Raw genomic sequence first — 15,674 nt, 5'->3', positions numbered from 1 at the left:
TATCGGATTCCGAGCCATTCCGCTGAGCGTGGAGATATGGTGGTTTTCGAGGCATCTTAGTCGCCATATCTCGACGCTCAGCGGCAGAAACTAGCGGGCGAAATCGCGCAGCGGCGCCAACTGGGCTTCCAAAGCGGCCCGCTGTTCCAGAACCGCGGACGGCGCAGTTCCGCCTTGGGCGTTCCGGCTCGCCAAAGAACCCTCGGTGGACAGTACCGCGCGCACCTCGGGGGTCAGCTTCGGCGAAATCGCGGCGTATTCCGCATCGCTCAGATCCCACAGCTCGACGCCGCGCGATTCGGCTTGTTTGACCGCCGCCCCGGAGAGTTCGTGCGCGTCCCGGAAGGGCACGCCTTGGCGGACCAGCCAATCCGCGACATCGGTGGCCAGGGCGAAGCCCAATGGGGCCAGTTCCTGCATCCGCCCGGTGTTGAATTCCAGCGTCGCGATCATCCCGGAGACGGCCGGCAGCAGCAGCTCCAGGGTATCCGCGGCGTCGAACACCGGTTCCTTGTCCTCTTGCAGGTCCCGGTTGTAGGCCAAAGGCAAACCCTTCAATGTGGCCAGCAACCCGGTGAGATCGCCGATCAGCCGACCGGCCTTGCCGCGGGCGAGTTCCGCGACATCGGGGTTCTTCTTCTGCGGCATGATCGACGAGCCGGTGGAAAAAGCGTCGTCGAGGGTCACGAAGGAGAATTCCTTGGTCGCCCAGAGAATGACTTCCTCGCTGATCCGGGACAAGTCCACCCCGATCATCGCGCAGATCCAGGAGAACTCGGCGAAGACATCGCGTGCTGCGGTGCCGTCGATCGAGTTCCAGGCCGCGGAATCGAAGCCCAGCTCGTCGGCGACCGCGTTCGGGTCCAGGCCCAGCGAAGAACCGGCCAGCGCCCCGGAGCCGTAGGGCGACACGGCAGCCCGCCGGTCCCAGTCCTGCAACCGCTGCACGTCCCGCAGCAATGCCCAGGCGTGCGCCATCAGGTGATGGCTCAACAGCACCGGTTGCGCGTGCTGCAGATGCGTCCGGCCCGGCATCGCCACGCCGTGATGGGCGGTGGCCTGCGCCAGCAGGGCGTCGACCGTGCCGAGCACGCCCCGGGCGATCAGCCGCGCGTGGTCGCGCAGGAACATCCGGCCCAAGGTGGCGATCTGGTCGTTCCGGGAGCGCCCGGCGCGCAGTTTGCCGCCGAGTTCCGGCCCGGCGATCTCGATCAGCCCGCGCTCCAGCGCCCCGTGCACGTCCTCATCGGACTCCGCCGCGACGAAGGTCCCGGAAGCCACGTCGGCGTCGAGCCGGTCCAAAGCCGCGAGCATGCCGTCGAGCTCGACGCCGGTCAGCAAGCCAGCGCGCCCCAACACCCGGGCGTGCGCCCGCGATCCGGCCAAATCGTAACGCGCCAACCGCCAGTCGAAATGCGTCGACTTGCTCAGCGCGGCGAGCGCATCCGCCGGAGCACCTGCAAACCGGGCACCCCACAGCGTCCCCGGATGCCCCCCGTTTTCGCTTCGCTCAATCGGTGACCCCTGCGTCCGTGGGCCCACCTCGTTCGTGGCGTTGCTCATGCCCCGGCTACCCGCTCGTCCCGGCTGGACGCGGTCTTCGCGGACATGCCCCAGAGTTCGATGAAGCCCTTGGCCTGCGACTGGTCGAATGTGTCGCCGGTGTCGTAAGTGGCCAAGTTGAAGTCGTACAGGCCGGTCTCGGTGCGCCGTCCGTTGACTGCGGCCACGCCCGCGTGCAGCACCACCCGGATGTCCCCGGAGACGTACTTCTGCGTGTCCTCGATGAAGACGTCGAGCGAACGCTTGAGCGGGGAGAACCACTGGCCGTCGTAGACCAGCTCGGACCAGCGCTGGCCAACCGTCGCCTTGAACCGGGCTTGTTCCCGCTCGATGGTGACGTCTTCCAGGTGCTTGTGCGCGGTGATCAGAGTCATCGCGCCGGGAGCTTCGTAGATTTCGCGACTCTTGATGCCCACCAAGCGGTCTTCGACGACGTCGATCCGGCCGACGCCCTGGGCGCCGGCCCGGCGGTTCAGTTCTTGGATGATCTGCAAGGGAGAGAGTTGCACGCCGTCGAGCGCCACCGGCACGCCGGCTTGGAACGAGATCACGACTTCGTCCGGGGCCGGCGGGAATTCCGGCGTCGCGGTGTAGTCATAGATGTCCTTCGTGGGGGCATTCCAGATGTCTTCGAGGTATCCGGTTTCCACCGCACGGCCCCAGACGTTCTGGTCGATCGAGTAGGGGTTCTTCTTGGTGGTTTCGATCGGCAGGTTGTTCCGCTCGGCGTAATCGATCGCCTTGTCCCGGGTCAGCGCCAAGTCGCGGACCGGCGCAATGCACTTCAGGTCCGGGCCGAGGGTTTGGATGCCGACCTCGAAGCGCACCTGGTCGTTGCCCTTTCCGGTGCAGCCGTGCGCCACCGTGGTCGCGCCGAACTCGCGGGCCGCCTTGACCAGGTGTTTGACGATCACCGGGCGCGAAATCGCGGAAACCAGCGGGTAGTGACCCTGGTAGAGCGCGTTCGCTTTCAGGGTGGGCATGCAGTATTCGTCGGCGAACTCGTCCCGGGCGTCGGCCACGTAGGCTTCCACCGCGCCGCAGCCGAGCGCACGCTGCCGAACGGTCTCCAGCGACTCGCCGCCCTGGCCGACGTCGACCGCCACCGCGATCACTTCGGCGCCGGTGGCTTCACCGATCCAGCCGATGGCCACGGAGGTGTCGAGGCCACCCGAGTAGGCGAGCACGATGCGATCAGTCATGGAAACTCCTTAGATGTTTTGGTTTGGACTGCATGGCGGGCTGGGACCGGGCTAAGCGCCGGGGTCCTGCGCGAACTGCAGAAATCTTTCAGCCACCGCTGCCCCGCCCAACGGGTCGCGGCTGATCAGTAACACCGTATCGTCCCCGGCGATGGTGCCCAACACTTCGGGCAGCACCGAGTGGTCGATCGCCATGGCGAGGAAATTCGCCGCGCCGGGCGGGGTGCGCAGCACCACCAGATTCGCCGAAGCTTCCGCGGTCACCAGAAGTTCCGCGCAGAGCCGGGTCAGCCTCGCGTCCAAGTACTCTTTGGACACTGCGGCGTGCGGGGTGCGGTCGACTCCGGCCTGCGGCACCGCATACACCAAGCCGCCCTCGGCCCGGACCCGGACGGCGCCCAACTCGACCAGATCGCGGGAAAGCGTCGCCTGGGTGACTTGCACGCCGTCGTCGGCCAACAACGCGGCCAACTCGGCCTGCGAGCGCACCGGCTGCGCGGTCAACAGGGCCGAAATCCGCGCTTGCCGGGCCGTTTTGGTCGCCGGAATCAGCGGAATCGACTGGGTCGTGGGCGCCGTATCGTGCGCTGCGCTCATGATCGTTCCACCAGCCAGGCCATCAGGGCCTTCTGCGCGTGCAACCGGTTCTCCGCTTCATCCCAGACCACCGACTGCGGCCCGTCGATCACCTCGGCAGAGATCTCGTACCCCCGGTAGGCCGGCAGGCAATGCAGGACGATGGCGTCCGGTGCGGCCAGGGCCAGCGCTGCCGAGTCGAGCGCATACGGCCGGAAGACCTCGGCCCGGGCCGCTTTCTCGCTCTCCTTGCCCATGGAGACCCAGGTGTCGGTGGCGAGCACATCGGCGCCGGACAGCGCCTCCAGCGGATCCGCGACGAAGCGCACCGATCCACCGGTCTCGCCGGCCCGCACCCGTGCCGCATCCAGCACCGCCGGATCCGAGTGGAACCCCGGCGGGGCCGCGATCCGCACGTGCATCCCCGCGGTGGCCCCGGCCAACAGGTAGGAATGCGCCATATTGTTCGAACCGTCGCCCAAGTAGGCCAGGCTCAGTCCTTGCAACTCGCCCTTGTGCTCCCGGATGGTCAGCAGATCCGCCAGCAACTGGCAGGGGTGGTAGTCGTCGGAGAGCGCGTTGATCACCGGGACCTTGGAGTTCGCGGCCATTTCCTCGAGTCCGGACTGGGCGAAGGTCCGCCAGACGATGGTCGAGACCATCCGTTCCAGGACTTTGGCGGTATCCGCGATGGACTCTTTGTGCCCCAATTGCGATTCGCCGCTGCCGATGATCAGCGCGGTCCCGCCCATCTCCGAGATGCCCGTGGCGAACGAGACCCGGGTCCGGGTGGAGGTCTTGTCGAAAATCACCGCCACGGTCTTGCGTCCGGCCCCTTCACCGGCGAACGGCTGGCGCAGAAACGGGCTGCGCTTGAGCTGCAACGCCAAATCGAGCACCTCGCTCTGCTCTGCTTGGGTCAAATCCGTGTCGACGAGGAAATGCCTGGTCACGATGCCGCTCCTTTGGCTGTGTGGTTGGCTGATGCGATCAACTCGGGCAGGGCGGCCAAGAAGTGTTCGGCCTGGGCCCGGCTCAGGATCAGCGGCGGTGCCAAACGGATCGTGGCCGGCGCCGGGCTGTTCACGATGAAGCCCGCAGCCAGTCCGGCCTGCACCAGGGCGGCGGCCACCGGGGCGTCCAGATCGAAACCGATCAACAACCCGCTGCCGCGCACCTCGGCGACTCCGGCGGTCCCGGCCAGCGCCTCGCGCAGCGCGGCGCCGAGGGAACGGACCGCGCCGAGCAAACCGGTCGACTCGATGGTGTGCAGCGTGGCTAAGGCCGCCGCCGTGGCGACCGGATTGCCGCCGAAGGTGCTGCCGTGCGCGCCGGCGCCGAGCAATCCGGAGACCTCTGCGCCGATGCCGACCAGGGCACCGATCGGGAATCCGCTGCCCAGCCCCTTGGCCAGCGTGATCGCGTCCGGCAGGTCCGCAGGTTTGAAACCCGCACCGAAGATTTCCGGATAGGCCAGCCAGTTGCCGGTCCGGCCGATTCCGGTCTGGACTTCGTCCACGATCAGCAAGGCGCCGGCTTTCCGGGTCAATTCCCGGGCGGCCCGCAGGTAGCCCGGGGGCAGTGGCCGCACCCCGATTTCGCCTTGGATCGGCTCCAGGAACAGGGCGGCCACATCCCGGTCCGCCAGGGCGGATTCCAACGCCGTCAGATCGCCGAAGGGCAAGTGTTCGACGCCGGCCGGAAGCGGCTCGAAAGGCTTCCGGTAGGCTTCCTTCGCGGTCAGCGCGAGCGCCCCCATGGTCCGCCCGTGGAACGCGCCCTCGAGGGCCAGGATTCGCGGTTTGCCCTGGCTGTTGCCATGCGCCCGGGCCAATTTGAAAGCTGCCTCATTGGCCTCGGCGCCGGAGTTCGCGAAGAACACCGTGGAACCGCCCGGTGCTTGCACCAGCTCCAGGAGCTTTTCGGCGAGCGCGACCTGCGTGGGGCTGGTGAAGAAATTCGAGACGTGGCCCAACGTGGCCAGCTGGCTCGAGATCACCGAGGTCACGAAGGGATGCGCGTGGCCGAGCGCATTGACCGCGATGCCGCCCAGCAGGTCGAGGTACTCCTTGCCGTCGGCGTCCCAGACCAAGGCTCCGGCGCCGCGGACCAGAACCCGCTGCGGTGTGCCGAAGACCCCCATCAACGACTTCTGGTAGCGCTCCAGCCATTGCGGACCGGAAAATTCATGGACCAAATCGGAGACGTCCGGTCCGACCAAGGCCTGTTGCGCTATGGCATTGGTGACAGTCGCGTTCATGCTTGCCTTTCCGGCAGCGGGTCCTGCTCCGCTGCAAAGATCTGCGTGCCGTTCCCGGCCGCAGTGAATATTTCCAACAACATCGAGTGCGGGCTCCGCCCGTCGACCACCGAAGCGCTCTGCACCCCGCCTTCGACCGCTTTGAGGCAGGCCTGCATCTTGGGGATCATCCCGGAGGCCAAACCCGGCAGCAGCTCGCGGAGCTCGGCCGCGCTGAGCGCGCTGATCAGGGAATCCTTGTCCGGCCAGTTCCGGTACAGGCCCTCGACGTCGGTCAGGATCACCAGTCGGGAGGCCTGCAGTGCCACCGCGAGTTCGGCCGCTGCGGTATCGGCATTGACGTTGAGCACGCTGGAGGCAACGCCGATCTCCGGCGCGATCGTGGAGATCACCGGGATCCGGCCGGCGTCGAGCAGATCCAGGATCGACCCCGGATTGACCCCCACCACTTCGCCGACCTGGCCCAAGTCGACTGGCTGCCCGTCCACCACGGTGCCGGTGCGCACCGCTTGCAGCAATGCCCCGTCTTCACCGGAAAGCCCGACGGCGTACGGGCCGTGGGCGTTGATCAGGCCGACCAGCTCGCGGCCCACCTGCCCGGTGAGCACCATCCGGACCACCTCCATCGCCTCCGGGGTGGTCACTCGCAGCCCGCCCTTGAACTCGGACTCGATGCCGAGTTTGCCGAGCATCGCGTTGATCTGCGGGCCGCCGCCGTGCACCACTACCGGACGGATTCCGACATGGTGCAAAAACACCATATCCTCGGCGAAAGCCCGCTGCAGTTCCTCGGAGAGCATGGCATTGCCGCCGTACTTGACCACCACCACGGTTCCGGCGAAACGTTGGATCCAGGGCAGCGCCTCGATCAGGATCCCGGCTTTGTCCCGGGCTTGTTCCTGTTGTTTCGAATGCTGATCGCTCATGATGAATAGGCGCTGTTCTCGTGGACGTAGTCATGGGTGAGGTCATTGGTCCAGATCGTGGCCTCGGCGCTTCCGGCGTTCAGATCGATGTCCACGGCCACCTCGCGCGGACTCAGGTCGACCAGGTCCCGGGAATCGCCGATTCCGCCGTTCCGGCAGATCTGCACCCCGTTGATCGAAACGTTGAGCCGGTCCGGGTGGAAAGCCGCCTGGCTTTCCGGCACCGTGCCGACCGCGGAAAGCACCCGGCCCCAGTTCGGATCATTGCCGAAAATCGCGGTCTTGAACAGATTCGACCGGGCCACCGCCTTGGCGACCGCTACCGCCTCGGTTTCGGAAGCCGCGTTGAAAACGCGGATCGCGATGTCATGGCTGGCGCCTTCGGCATCCCGGATCAGTGCTTGCGCCAACGATTGGCAGGCGCTGGTCAATTGGGTTTGGAAGTCCGCCGGATCCGGGCGCACCCCGCTGGCCCCGGAGGCGAGCAGGATCACCGTGTCGTTGGTCGACATGCAGCCGTCCGAATCGGCCCGGTCGAAGCTGAGCCGGCAGGCTTCGCGCAACGCGGCGTCGAGCTCGGCGGCGGTCAGTTCGGCATCTGTGGTCAGCACCACGAGCATCGTGGCCAGCGCCGGGGCCAGCATGCCGGCGCCTTTGGCCATGCCGCCCACATGCCAACCGGCCTCGGACCGATGGGCCACTTCTTTGCACACCGTGTCGGTGGTCATGATGGCTTGGGCCGCCTCTGGACCGCCGTCGGCCGCCAACCGGCCGAAGGCCGCTTCGAGCCCGGGCAGGAGCTTGTCCATCGGCAGTTGCTCGCCGATCAACCCGGTGGAGCAGACCAGCACGTCGGCCGCGGAAACCCCCAACAATCCCGCGGCCAGTTCCGCGGTGGCGTGGGTATTCTGGAAACCCAGCGCCCCGGTGCAGGCATTTGCTCCGCCGGAGTTGAGCACCACGGCGTCCGCTCGGCCGTCGCCGACCACCTGCCTCGACCAGTAGACCGGCGCCGCGGCGACCCGGTTGCTGGTGAAGACCGCTGCCGCGTTTTTCAACGGCCCGTCATTCACCACCAAAGCGACGTCCGGCTTTCCGGTGCTTTTCAACCCGGCGGCGACTCCGGCGGCCCGGAAGCCTTTCGGCGAGGTAACGCTCACGGTGCCACTCCTTGTTGTGCCAAGCCCAGGCTTTCGGTCAGGCCCAGGGCGATGTTCATCGACTGCACGGCACCGCCCGCGGTGCCTTTGGTCAGGTTGTCGATCACCGAGCAGACCACCACCCGGCCGGTCCGGGCGTCGAAAGCGACTTGGAGCGCGGCATAATTCGAGCCGAGCACGGACTTGGTGCTGGGCCATTGCCTGGGCGGGAGCACCCGGACGAACTCTTCATGCTCATAGGCGTCGACCCAGATCTGCCGGATCTCCTCCGCCGAAGCGGTTTTCACCAGCTGCGGGGCGAGCTTCGCGGTCGCGGTGGTCAGGATGCCGCGGCTCATCGGGGCCAGCGTCGGTGTGAAGGAGACCGTGACCGGCTCGCCCGCAGCCAGGCTCAGGCCCTGTTCGATCTCCGGCGTGTGCCGGTGCCCGCCGCCCACGCCGTATGGGCTCATCGAGCCAATCACTTCGGAACCGAGCAAATGCGGCTTCGCGGCTTTTCCGGCGCCGGAGGTTCCGGAGGCGGAGATGATCACCACGTCCTCGGGCAACAATGCCCCGGCGGCGAACCCCGGGGCCAGCGCCAGCAATGCACTGGTCGGGTAGCAACCGGGCACCGCGATCCGTTTGCTCCCGACGAGCTTCGCGCGCTGCCGGCTCCCGTCACCCAGCGGAAGTTCCGGCAGGCCGTAAGGCCAGGATCCGGCGTGCGCCGACTGGTAGAACTCCTGCCAGGCCGCCGGGTCGTCCAGCCGGTGGTCCGCACCGGCGTCGATCACCAAGGTTTCGGCGGGCAACTGCGCCGCAATTTCCGCGGAGGCCCCGTGCGGCAAGGCCAGGAAGACCACGTCGTGGCCGGCCAGGTTCTCCACCGACGTCTCTTCGAGCAGCCGGTCCGCCAACCGGTACAAATGCGGTTGCAACTCGCCTAGTCTGGAACCGGCATTGCGGTTCGCGGTGATTGCACCGATCTGAACTTCGGGGTGGTTCGCCAGCAGCCGCAACACCTCGCCGCCGGCGTAGCCGCTCGCACCGGAGACGGCAACTGAAATCGTCATGGCCCTAGCTTAGCTGCAAATATACATAGGTGTAAATATTTATGCATAAGTATTCGTTCCACACCGTGTGGACCCTGCCGGCGAGCCCCGAACGCTGCTGGCATGAGCTCGTGGCATTGCGCAGCTGGCAGCTCTGGTGGCCGGCCTTCCAGCCGGAACAGCCGGCCGGGTCCGGCCCGGCCAGACCCGGCGACCAGATTGCACTCCGGGTGCGCAGCCCACTCGGTTACCGGCTCCGGTTGCGGCTGGAAATCACCGGCGTCGTCCCGATGCGCCGGCTCGACGTCGCCGGCAGCGGTGATCTGGCCGGCGTCGGGCGCGCTGATTTCGAAGCCGCCGGCAGCATCGGGCAGCCGAGTACCGTGCTCCGCATCGATTGGACCGTGGCGACCACCAAGGCCTGGATGAACGCCTTGGCCCCGGTTGCCGCTCCGGCATTCGCCTGGGCGCACGGCAAGGTCATGGCCGACGGCGAACGACGGTTCCGCAGGCATCTGGACCGAACCGGCTGACCCGGCGCGTCCAGCCAAATCCGGGCTCCGGCAGTGTTCACCGGAATGTCACTGGAAACGCCTACGATGGGATCCGAAGCACCTTCGATAGAGGAGTCCCGCCATGAAAGCCATCGTCGCCGCAGCCAACGGGGGCCCCGAGGTTCTGGAAATCGCCGAGGTCGAAACCCCGCGACCAGGGCCGGGCCAGTTGCTCGTCGAGGTCGCCGCAGTTGGCGTCAACTACATCGAGACCTACCAACGCGAAGGCATCTATCCCACGGTGCTCCCGTTCACGCCGGGTGCTGAATCTTCGGGGACCGTGGTTGCGCTCGGTGCCGGCGTCACCGAATTCGCCGTCGGCGACCGGGTGGCATCCGCGGAAGGCTCGCAGTCCTACGCCGAGTTCACGCTGATCGATGCGAACAAGGCCTTGCGTGTGCCGGACGGCCTCGATGCGGCGACTGCGGCGGCGCTGCCGCTGCAGGGCATCACCGCGCACTACCTGGTCAACTCGACATTCCCGGTCCAATCCGGCCAAACGGTTCTGGTGCACGCCGGAGCCGGCGGCGTCGGGCTGCTGATCATCCAAATGCTCAAAGCCAAAGGCGCCACCGTGATCACCACGGTATCCACCGATGAAAAGGCCGCTTTGGCCAGCGAAGCGGGCGCCGACCACGTGCTGCGTTATCCGGGATTCGCGGCGGCCGTGCGCGAACTCACCGCCGGCCGCGGCGTCGATGTGGTGTTCGACGGCGTCGGCAAGGACACCTTCGACGGCTCACTGGATTCGCTCAAGGTCCGCGGCACCTTGGTGCTCTACGGAGCCGCTTCCGGGCCGGTTCCGCCGTTCGACATCCAACGGCTCAATCGCGGCGGGTCGCTTTTCCTCACCCGGCCCACCATGGCGGCCTATTTGCTCGACGCCGAGGAGCGCCGCTGGCGCGCCGCGGAGGTTTTCGACGCGGTGGCCGATGGCTCGCTTTCAGTCCGGATCGGTGCCAGCTACCCGCTCGCGGATGCTGCGCAAGCCCATCGTGATCTGCAGGGACGGAAAACTACCGGCAAGGTGCTGCTGAAACCATGAACGTCTTTGCCCCTCAGCTGCCCGGTTCCGCAGCAACCCCGCCGGAACGGACGCTGATCGACATCCTCAACTCGACCGCGGCGGCTTTCCCGGACGCTTCCGCACTCGACGACGGCGAGCGCTCGCTGAGCTACGCCGAGTTGCTGCGCGAGGTCAAAGGCTACGCCAAAACGCTGCACCTGGCGGGCTTGGGCGCCGGCGACAAAGTCGGCGTGCGGATACCGTCCGGCACCGCCGAACTGTACATCGCGATCCTTTCGGTCTTGATGATCGGCGCTGCCTACGTCCCAGTCGATGCCGACGATCCGGACGAACGCGCCAAGCTGGTGTTCAGCGAAGCCAAGGTCGCCGGGGTGCTGCACGCCGGCGAAATCGTGGTCGGCAAGGATCGCCCGACGCCGTTCCCGGCTCCGCGGACGCCCTCGCCCGACGACGACTCCTGGATCATCTTCACGTCCGGATCCACCGGGACGCCGAAAGGCGTCGCGGTCAGCCACCGGTCGGCAGCAGCCTTTGTCGACGCCGAGGCCCGGCTTTTCCTGCAAGCCGAACCGATCGGCAGCAACGACCGGGTGCTGGCCGGCCTTTCCGTGGCGTTCGACGCCTCCTGCGAAGAGATGTGGCTCGCCTGGCGGCACGGCGCCTGTCTGGTGCCGGCGCCCCGTTCCCTGGTGCGCACCGGCATGGACTTGGGGCCGTGGTTGATCTCGCACGGCATCACGGTGGTCTCCACGGTTCCCACGCTGGCTGCGCTCTGGCCCGCCGAAGCTTTGGAAAACGTCCGGCTGCTGATTTTCGGCGGCGAGGCCTGCCCGCCCGAGCTGGCCGATCGGTTGGCGGTGGAAGACCGTGAAGTCTGGAACACCTACGGCCCCACCGAGGCCACCGTGGTGGCCTGCGCCGCCTTGATGGGCGGCCATAGCGGCCCGGAAGGCAACCCGGTGCGCATCGGCTTGCCCCTGGACGGTTGGGACTTGGCCGTCGTCGATGCCGCCGGGCTGCCGGTCGCGGAAGGCGAGATCGGCGAGCTGATCATCGGCGGCGTCGGCCTGGCCCGTTATCTGGACCCGGCCAAGGACGCGGAAAAGTATGCGCCGATGCCCGCCTTCGGCTGGCCGCGCGCCTATCGCAGCGGTGACTTGGTCCGCTTCGAATCCGCCGGCCTGATCTTCATGGGCCGGGCCGACGAGCAGGTGAAACTGGGCGGCCGACGGATCGAGCTCGGCGAAATCGATGCCGCCTTGCAAGGTCTGCCGGGCGTTGCCGGGGCAGCTGCCGCGGTGAAGACCACCGGGGCCGGAAACCAGATCCTGGTCGGATACCTGGTGCTGGAACCGGACGCGGCGAGTGAGCTCGCCGAGTTCCGCCGCCTGCTCGGCGCCGAGCTGCCGGCTCCGCTGATCCCGATGCTGACCGTGGCCGAAACCCTGCCGACCAAAACCAGCGGCAAAGTCGACCGGAACGCACTGCCCTGGCCGTTGCCCAGCAGCGGCAGCGGCGAGGAAGTCGTCGACTTGGAGCTCGAACCGGACGCGCAGTGGATCCTGGACCGTTGGAATTCGGTGCTGGGCGGATCCGCGGTGAATTTGGACGCCGACTTCTTCGCGCAAGGCGGCGGTTCGCTGGCCGCCGCGCAGCTGGTGTCCGCGCTGCGGGTCCGCTACCCCACGATCACCGTGGCGAACATCTACGCGCACCCCAGGATCGGCGCCCTGGTCGACCTGGCCCGGCAATCCGTGCCGGACTACGAGCACGCCGCGCCCGCCGTGGTCCGGGAAGTCCGCCGCACGGCACGGAAGTCCCAGGTCTTCCAGACCCTGATGGGCATCCCGCTGCACATTCTGGTCGGCATGCGGTGGCTGACCTACCTGATGATCTTCAACAACCTGATCGCCGTGCTGAACGGGACCGAAGGCTCCGGAGCCTGGCACATCCCCACGGTCAGCTGGTGGTGGGTGCTGGCCTGCTGGGCGGTTTTCGTCAGCCCTTGGGGCCGGATGTCGATTTCGGTGCTGGCTGCCCGGATCTTGCTCCGCGACGTGGAACCGGGCGTTTACCCGCGCAGCGGCCGGGTGCATCTGCGGCTCTGGCTCGCGGAACAGATCGCCGATCTGGCCCAGGCGGTTTCACTGGCCAGCGCACCCTGGGTCACCCATTACGCCAGAGCTCTGGGCGCGAAGATCGGCAAGGACGTGAGCTTGCATTCGGTGCCGCCGGTCACCGGCTTCCTCAGCTTGGGCGAAGGCGCCTCGATCGAGCCCGAAGTGGATCTCTCCGGCTGGTGGATCGACGGCGACAATGTGCATATCGGAACCATTTCGGTCGGAGCCGATGCCACGGTCGGCGCGCGAAGCACCTTGATGCCCGGAACCCGGATCGGCAAAGGCGCCCAGATTGCCGCCGGTTCCGCGGTCTTGGGCAAAGTCCGCGCGGGCCAGCAGTATTCCGGCTCGCCGGCGCAACGCGTCGGCAAAGCCCGGCCGGATTGGCCCGTGGCACCGCAACGCAGCAACCGGTTGTGGTTGGCCATTTACGCTTCCGCTTCGACGGTCCTGGCGATGATCCCGTTCCTGGCCGCTGCGGTCGCCGGATACTGCGGACTGGCCCTGGCCGCCGCGCTGTGGGACTCGCCCACCGGCGTGGATGTGCCGGCAATTCCTTCGGTGGAGCACCTTTATTGGCAGGCGCTGATCTCGGTGCCGCTGATGACCTTGATCTGGTTCGTGCTTCTGATGGCTCTGGTCCTCGGCACCGTGCGGCTGCTCAGCCTGGGCCTGCGTGCGGGTTTCCATCCGGTGCGCAGCCGGATCGGTTGGCAGGTCTGGGCCACCGAACGGGTGCTCGACCTGGCCCGGGACCTACTCTTCCCGATCTACGCTTCACTGTTCACTCCGGTCTGGCTCAGGTTGCTCGGCGCTAAAATCGGCAAGAATGTGGAAGCCTCCACGGTCCTCCTGCTGCCCTCGATGACCACGGTCGGCGATGGCGCCTTCCTGGCCGACGACACCATGGTCGCCTCCTATGAACTGGGCGGCGGCTTCGTGCACATCGCCCCGGCGAAAATCGGCAAACGCGCTTTCCTGGGCAATTCCGGGATGACTGCGGCCGGCCGTTCGGTGCCCAAGAATTCCCTGGTTGCAGTGCTGTCCGCAACCCCGGCGAAAGCCAAGGCCGGCACGTCCTGGCTGGGCTCGCCACCGGTCCGCTTGCGCCGGGTGGCGCAGAGTTCCGATGCCTCACGCACCTTCGAACCGCCACGGAAACTCAAAATCGCCAGAGCCCTCTGGGAAGTCTGCCGCTTCGTGCCGGCCATGTTGACCGTCGCGATCGCGGTCAGCGTACTCGCGGTGTTCTCCTGGTTGGCCGGGCACACCGGCTATTTCGTCGCGGCGCTGCTCAGCGGAGTCGTGGTGATGCTTGCCGGTGCGGTCGCCGCCGGCAGCGCCGTCGTCGCGAAATGGCTCCTGGTCGGCCGGATCAGGGTGGGCGAGCACCCGCTCTGGAGCTCCTTCATCTGGCGGAACGAAGTGGTGGACACCTTCATTGAGCTGGTTGCTGCGCCGTGGTTCGCCAGGGCGGCCAGCGGCACCCCCGCCTTGGTCTGGTGGCTACGTGCGCTCGGCGCGAAAATCGGCCACGGCGCCTGGTGCGAGTCCTATTGGTTGCCGGAAGCCGATCTGGTCACCCTGGGCGAAAGCGCCACGGTCAACCGCGGTTGCGTAGTGCAGACTCACCTGTTCCACGACCGGATCATGGCGCTGGACACGGTTACCCTGGAAGACGGGGCGACCATGGGCCCGCACGGAGTCATCCTCCCGGCGGCCCGGATTGCCCGCGGTGGCACCGTGGGGCCGGCGTCCTTGGTGATGCGCGGGGAAACTGTTCCCGCAGGCAGCTACTGGATCGGCAACCCGGTCAGCCCCTGGAAAGGGCCGGCAGCGCAGCGGCCGGCCGCGCATTCGACGATCAACAAACCGAGTTCATGAGCATTAGCAGCGAAAACAACGTCTTGGATCCGTACACCCCGGGCCACGGCACCGATGATTACCGGGTGCAGCATTACGATTTGGACTTGGACTGCCGCCTGGCCAGCAACCGGTTGATCGGCAAAGCCGGCATCGAGGCCGTCGCGCAAACGAAACTGAAGTCGATCATGCTCAATCTGGAGGGTTTGCGCGCCGGGAAGATCGCGGTGAAGTCCGGCGGCAAAAACCTCCGGGTGGCCAAATACGCGCAACGCCAAGGCCAGTTGTTGATCAGCCTGGCCGAGCCGCTGGCGAAGGACCGCGCGTTCCACGTCGAGGTCCGCTACGAAGGAAACCCCGCGCCCTCGATGGGGCTCTGGGGCGATGTCGGTTGGGAGGAGCTCGCGGACGGCGTGCTGGTGGCCGGCCAGCCCACCGGCGCCCCCACCTGGTTCCCGTGCAATGACCATCCGAGCCAAAAAGCCAGTTTCCGGATCTCGGTGAGCACCGATGCGAACTACCGTCCGGTGTGCAACGGCACACTGATCGCGCACAGCAGCAAATCGAGCCGGGAAACCTGGGTCTACGACCAGCCGGAACCGATGGCGAGCTATTTGGCCACCGTGCAGATCGGCCGCTATCAGCTGTTCCCCTTGGCTGAGTTGCCCCGGGGCACGCACCGCGCACAGACCGGCCTGGTCCCGCTCTCCGTCGCCGCTCCGGCAGCACTCGCTGCACGCGTCGCCGCCGGGCTGGCCCAGCAACGCGCCATGATGGACACCTTCGAATTCTGCTTCGGCAGCTATCCGTTCCGCGGCTACACCGTGGTAGTCACCGACGACGAGTTGGACATCCCTTTGGAAGCCCAATCGGTGTCGATCATCGGGAGCAACCACTTGGCGCCCGGTTGGGAATCGCAGCGGCTGATTGCACACGAACTCTCGCACCAGTGGTTCGGCAACTCCCTGACGCTGCTCAGCTGGCAGGACATCTGGCTGCACGAAGGCTTCGCCTGTTATGCGGAATGGATCTGGTCCGAGGCCTCCGGCGCCGCCGATGCGCGCAGCCGCGCCGAGGCCGCGCACCGGAAACTTTCCGGCGAGGCCCAGGACCTGCTGATCGGCCGGCCCGGGCCCGCGGACATGTTCGACGACCGGGTCTACAAACGCGGCGCCTTGGCGGTGCACGCACTGCGGATCTCGCTCGGCGACGCGGCGTTCTTCGCCCTGCTCCGGGAATGGACCGGGAGGTTTGCCCACGGCTCGGTGTGCACCGCGGACTTCTTCGCCTTGGTTGAGGAGCTGAACCCGGGATTTTCGGCCGCCGGATTGCTGGACCCGTGGTTGTACCGGAGCGAGTTGCCGGCAATGCCCTGAGCCGGCGCGCCCA

Annotated in this window: 12 protein-coding genes; 4 read left to right on the top strand and 8 right to left on the bottom strand. The window is 66.9% G+C overall.

All coding sequences use genetic code 11. The features are described from left to right. Positions 1-90: 90 nt before the first annotated feature. The 8 genes from argH to argC are packed head-to-tail and all read right to left on the bottom strand — an operon-like array spanning position 91 to position 8,742. Positions 91-1,563 carry an argininosuccinate lyase gene (gene argH, locus JOE69_RS15425; protein WP_309800171.1) on the bottom strand — a complete coding sequence of 491 codons (1,473 nt, stop codon included), beginning with the start codon at positions 1,561-1,563 and terminating at the stop codon, positions 91-93. Further along, positions 1,560-2,765: an argininosuccinate synthase gene (locus tag JOE69_RS15420; protein WP_296364176.1), complete on the bottom strand. Its 1,206-nt coding sequence runs from the start codon at positions 2,763-2,765 to the stop codon at positions 1,560-1,562. The genes argH and JOE69_RS15420 overlap by 4 nt, the downstream gene beginning before the upstream one ends. A gap of 51 nt (positions 2,766-2,816) precedes the next feature. Next, complete coding sequence (locus JOE69_RS15415) at positions 2,817-3,362, bottom strand: arginine repressor (protein ID WP_296364175.1); 546 nt, start codon at positions 3,360-3,362, stop codon at positions 2,817-2,819. After that, a complete protein-coding gene (argF, locus tag JOE69_RS15410) occupies positions 3,359-4,294 on the bottom strand; it encodes an ornithine carbamoyltransferase (protein ID WP_309800169.1) in 936 nt (311 codons plus the stop codon). The genes JOE69_RS15415 and argF overlap by 4 nt, the downstream gene beginning before the upstream one ends. Further along, the gene (locus tag JOE69_RS15405; protein WP_296364173.1) at positions 4,291-5,601 is read right to left on the bottom strand and encodes an acetylornithine transaminase; all 1,311 of its coding nucleotides are present in this window, start codon (positions 5,599-5,601) and stop codon (positions 4,291-4,293) included. Before JOE69_RS15405 ends, argF begins: the two co-directional genes overlap by 4 nt. Next, the gene (gene argB, locus JOE69_RS15400; RefSeq protein WP_309800167.1) at positions 5,598-6,527 is read right to left on the bottom strand and encodes an acetylglutamate kinase; all 930 of its coding nucleotides are present in this window, start codon (positions 6,525-6,527) and stop codon (positions 5,598-5,600) included. The genes JOE69_RS15405 and argB overlap by 4 nt, the downstream gene beginning before the upstream one ends. After that, complete coding sequence (gene argJ, locus JOE69_RS15395; protein WP_309800164.1) at positions 6,524-7,687, bottom strand: bifunctional glutamate N-acetyltransferase/amino-acid acetyltransferase ArgJ; 1,164 nt, start codon at positions 7,685-7,687, stop codon at positions 6,524-6,526. The genes argB and argJ overlap by 4 nt, the downstream gene beginning before the upstream one ends. Beyond that, positions 7,684-8,742: an N-acetyl-gamma-glutamyl-phosphate reductase gene (gene argC / locus JOE69_RS15390; protein WP_309800163.1), complete on the bottom strand. Its 1,059-nt coding sequence runs from the start codon at positions 8,740-8,742 to the stop codon at positions 7,684-7,686. Before argC ends, argJ begins: the two co-directional genes overlap by 4 nt. Before the next feature lie 41 nt (positions 8,743-8,783). Here argC and JOE69_RS15385 point away from each other — a divergent pair, with 41 nt between their 5' ends. The 4 genes from JOE69_RS15385 (at position 8,784) to JOE69_RS15370 (ending at position 15,661) form a co-directional block, all read left to right on the top strand. Then, on the top strand, positions 8,784-9,254 hold the full coding sequence (locus tag JOE69_RS15385) for an SRPBCC family protein (protein ID WP_309800160.1): 471 nt from the start codon (positions 8,784-8,786) through the stop codon (positions 9,252-9,254). Between the two features lie 103 nt (positions 9,255-9,357). Beyond that, a complete protein-coding gene (locus JOE69_RS15380) occupies positions 9,358-10,320 on the top strand; it encodes a quinone oxidoreductase family protein (protein ID WP_309800157.1) in 963 nt (320 codons plus the stop codon). Next, complete coding sequence (locus JOE69_RS15375) at positions 10,317-14,306, top strand: Pls/PosA family non-ribosomal peptide synthetase (protein WP_309800155.1); 3,990 nt, start codon at positions 10,317-10,319, stop codon at positions 14,304-14,306. The genes JOE69_RS15380 and JOE69_RS15375 overlap by 4 nt, the downstream gene beginning before the upstream one ends. Further along, on the top strand, positions 14,303-15,661 hold the full coding sequence (locus JOE69_RS15370; RefSeq protein WP_309800154.1) for a M1 family metallopeptidase: 1,359 nt from the start codon (positions 14,303-14,305) through the stop codon (positions 15,659-15,661). Before JOE69_RS15375 ends, JOE69_RS15370 begins: the two co-directional genes overlap by 4 nt. Positions 15,662-15,674: the final 13 nt, after the last annotated feature.

It is taken from the genome of Arthrobacter russicus, from assembly GCF_031454135.1.
Classification (GTDB): Bacteria; Actinomycetota; Actinomycetes; order Actinomycetales; family Micrococcaceae; genus Renibacterium; species Renibacterium russicum.
Note: the sequence above shows the minus strand (reverse complement) of the source record. Positions and strands in the feature narration are given on the sequence as shown.

Bases quoted from the DNA above. Each gene is read 5' to 3' on its own strand.
- argH (WP_309800171.1), bottom strand. From the start codon at position 1,563: ATGAGCAACGCCACGAACGAGGTGGGCCCACGGACGCAGGGGTCACCG.
- JOE69_RS15420 (WP_296364176.1), bottom strand. From the start codon at position 2,765: ATGACTGATCGCATCGTGCTCGCCTACTCGGGTGGCCTCGACACCTCC.
- JOE69_RS15415 (WP_296364175.1), bottom strand. From the start codon at position 3,362: ATGAGCGCAGCGCACGATACGGCGCCCACGACCCAGTCGATTCCGCTG.
- JOE69_RS15405 (WP_296364173.1), bottom strand. From the start codon at position 5,601: ATGAACGCGACTGTCACCAATGCCATAGCGCAACAGGCCTTGGTCGGA.
- argB (WP_309800167.1), bottom strand. From the start codon at position 6,527: ATGAGCGATCAGCATTCGAAACAACAGGAACAAGCCCGGGACAAAGCC.
- argC (WP_309800163.1), bottom strand. From the start codon at position 8,742: ATGACGATTTCAGTTGCCGTCTCCGGTGCGAGCGGCTACGCCGGCGGC.
- JOE69_RS15385 (WP_309800160.1), top strand. From the start codon at position 8,784: ATGCATAAGTATTCGTTCCACACCGTGTGGACCCTGCCGGCGAGCCCC.
- JOE69_RS15380 (WP_309800157.1), top strand. From the start codon at position 9,358: ATGAAAGCCATCGTCGCCGCAGCCAACGGGGGCCCCGAGGTTCTGGAA.
- JOE69_RS15375 (WP_309800155.1), top strand. From the start codon at position 10,317: ATGAACGTCTTTGCCCCTCAGCTGCCCGGTTCCGCAGCAACCCCGCCG.
- JOE69_RS15370 (WP_309800154.1), top strand. From the start codon at position 14,303: ATGAGCATTAGCAGCGAAAACAACGTCTTGGATCCGTACACCCCGGGC.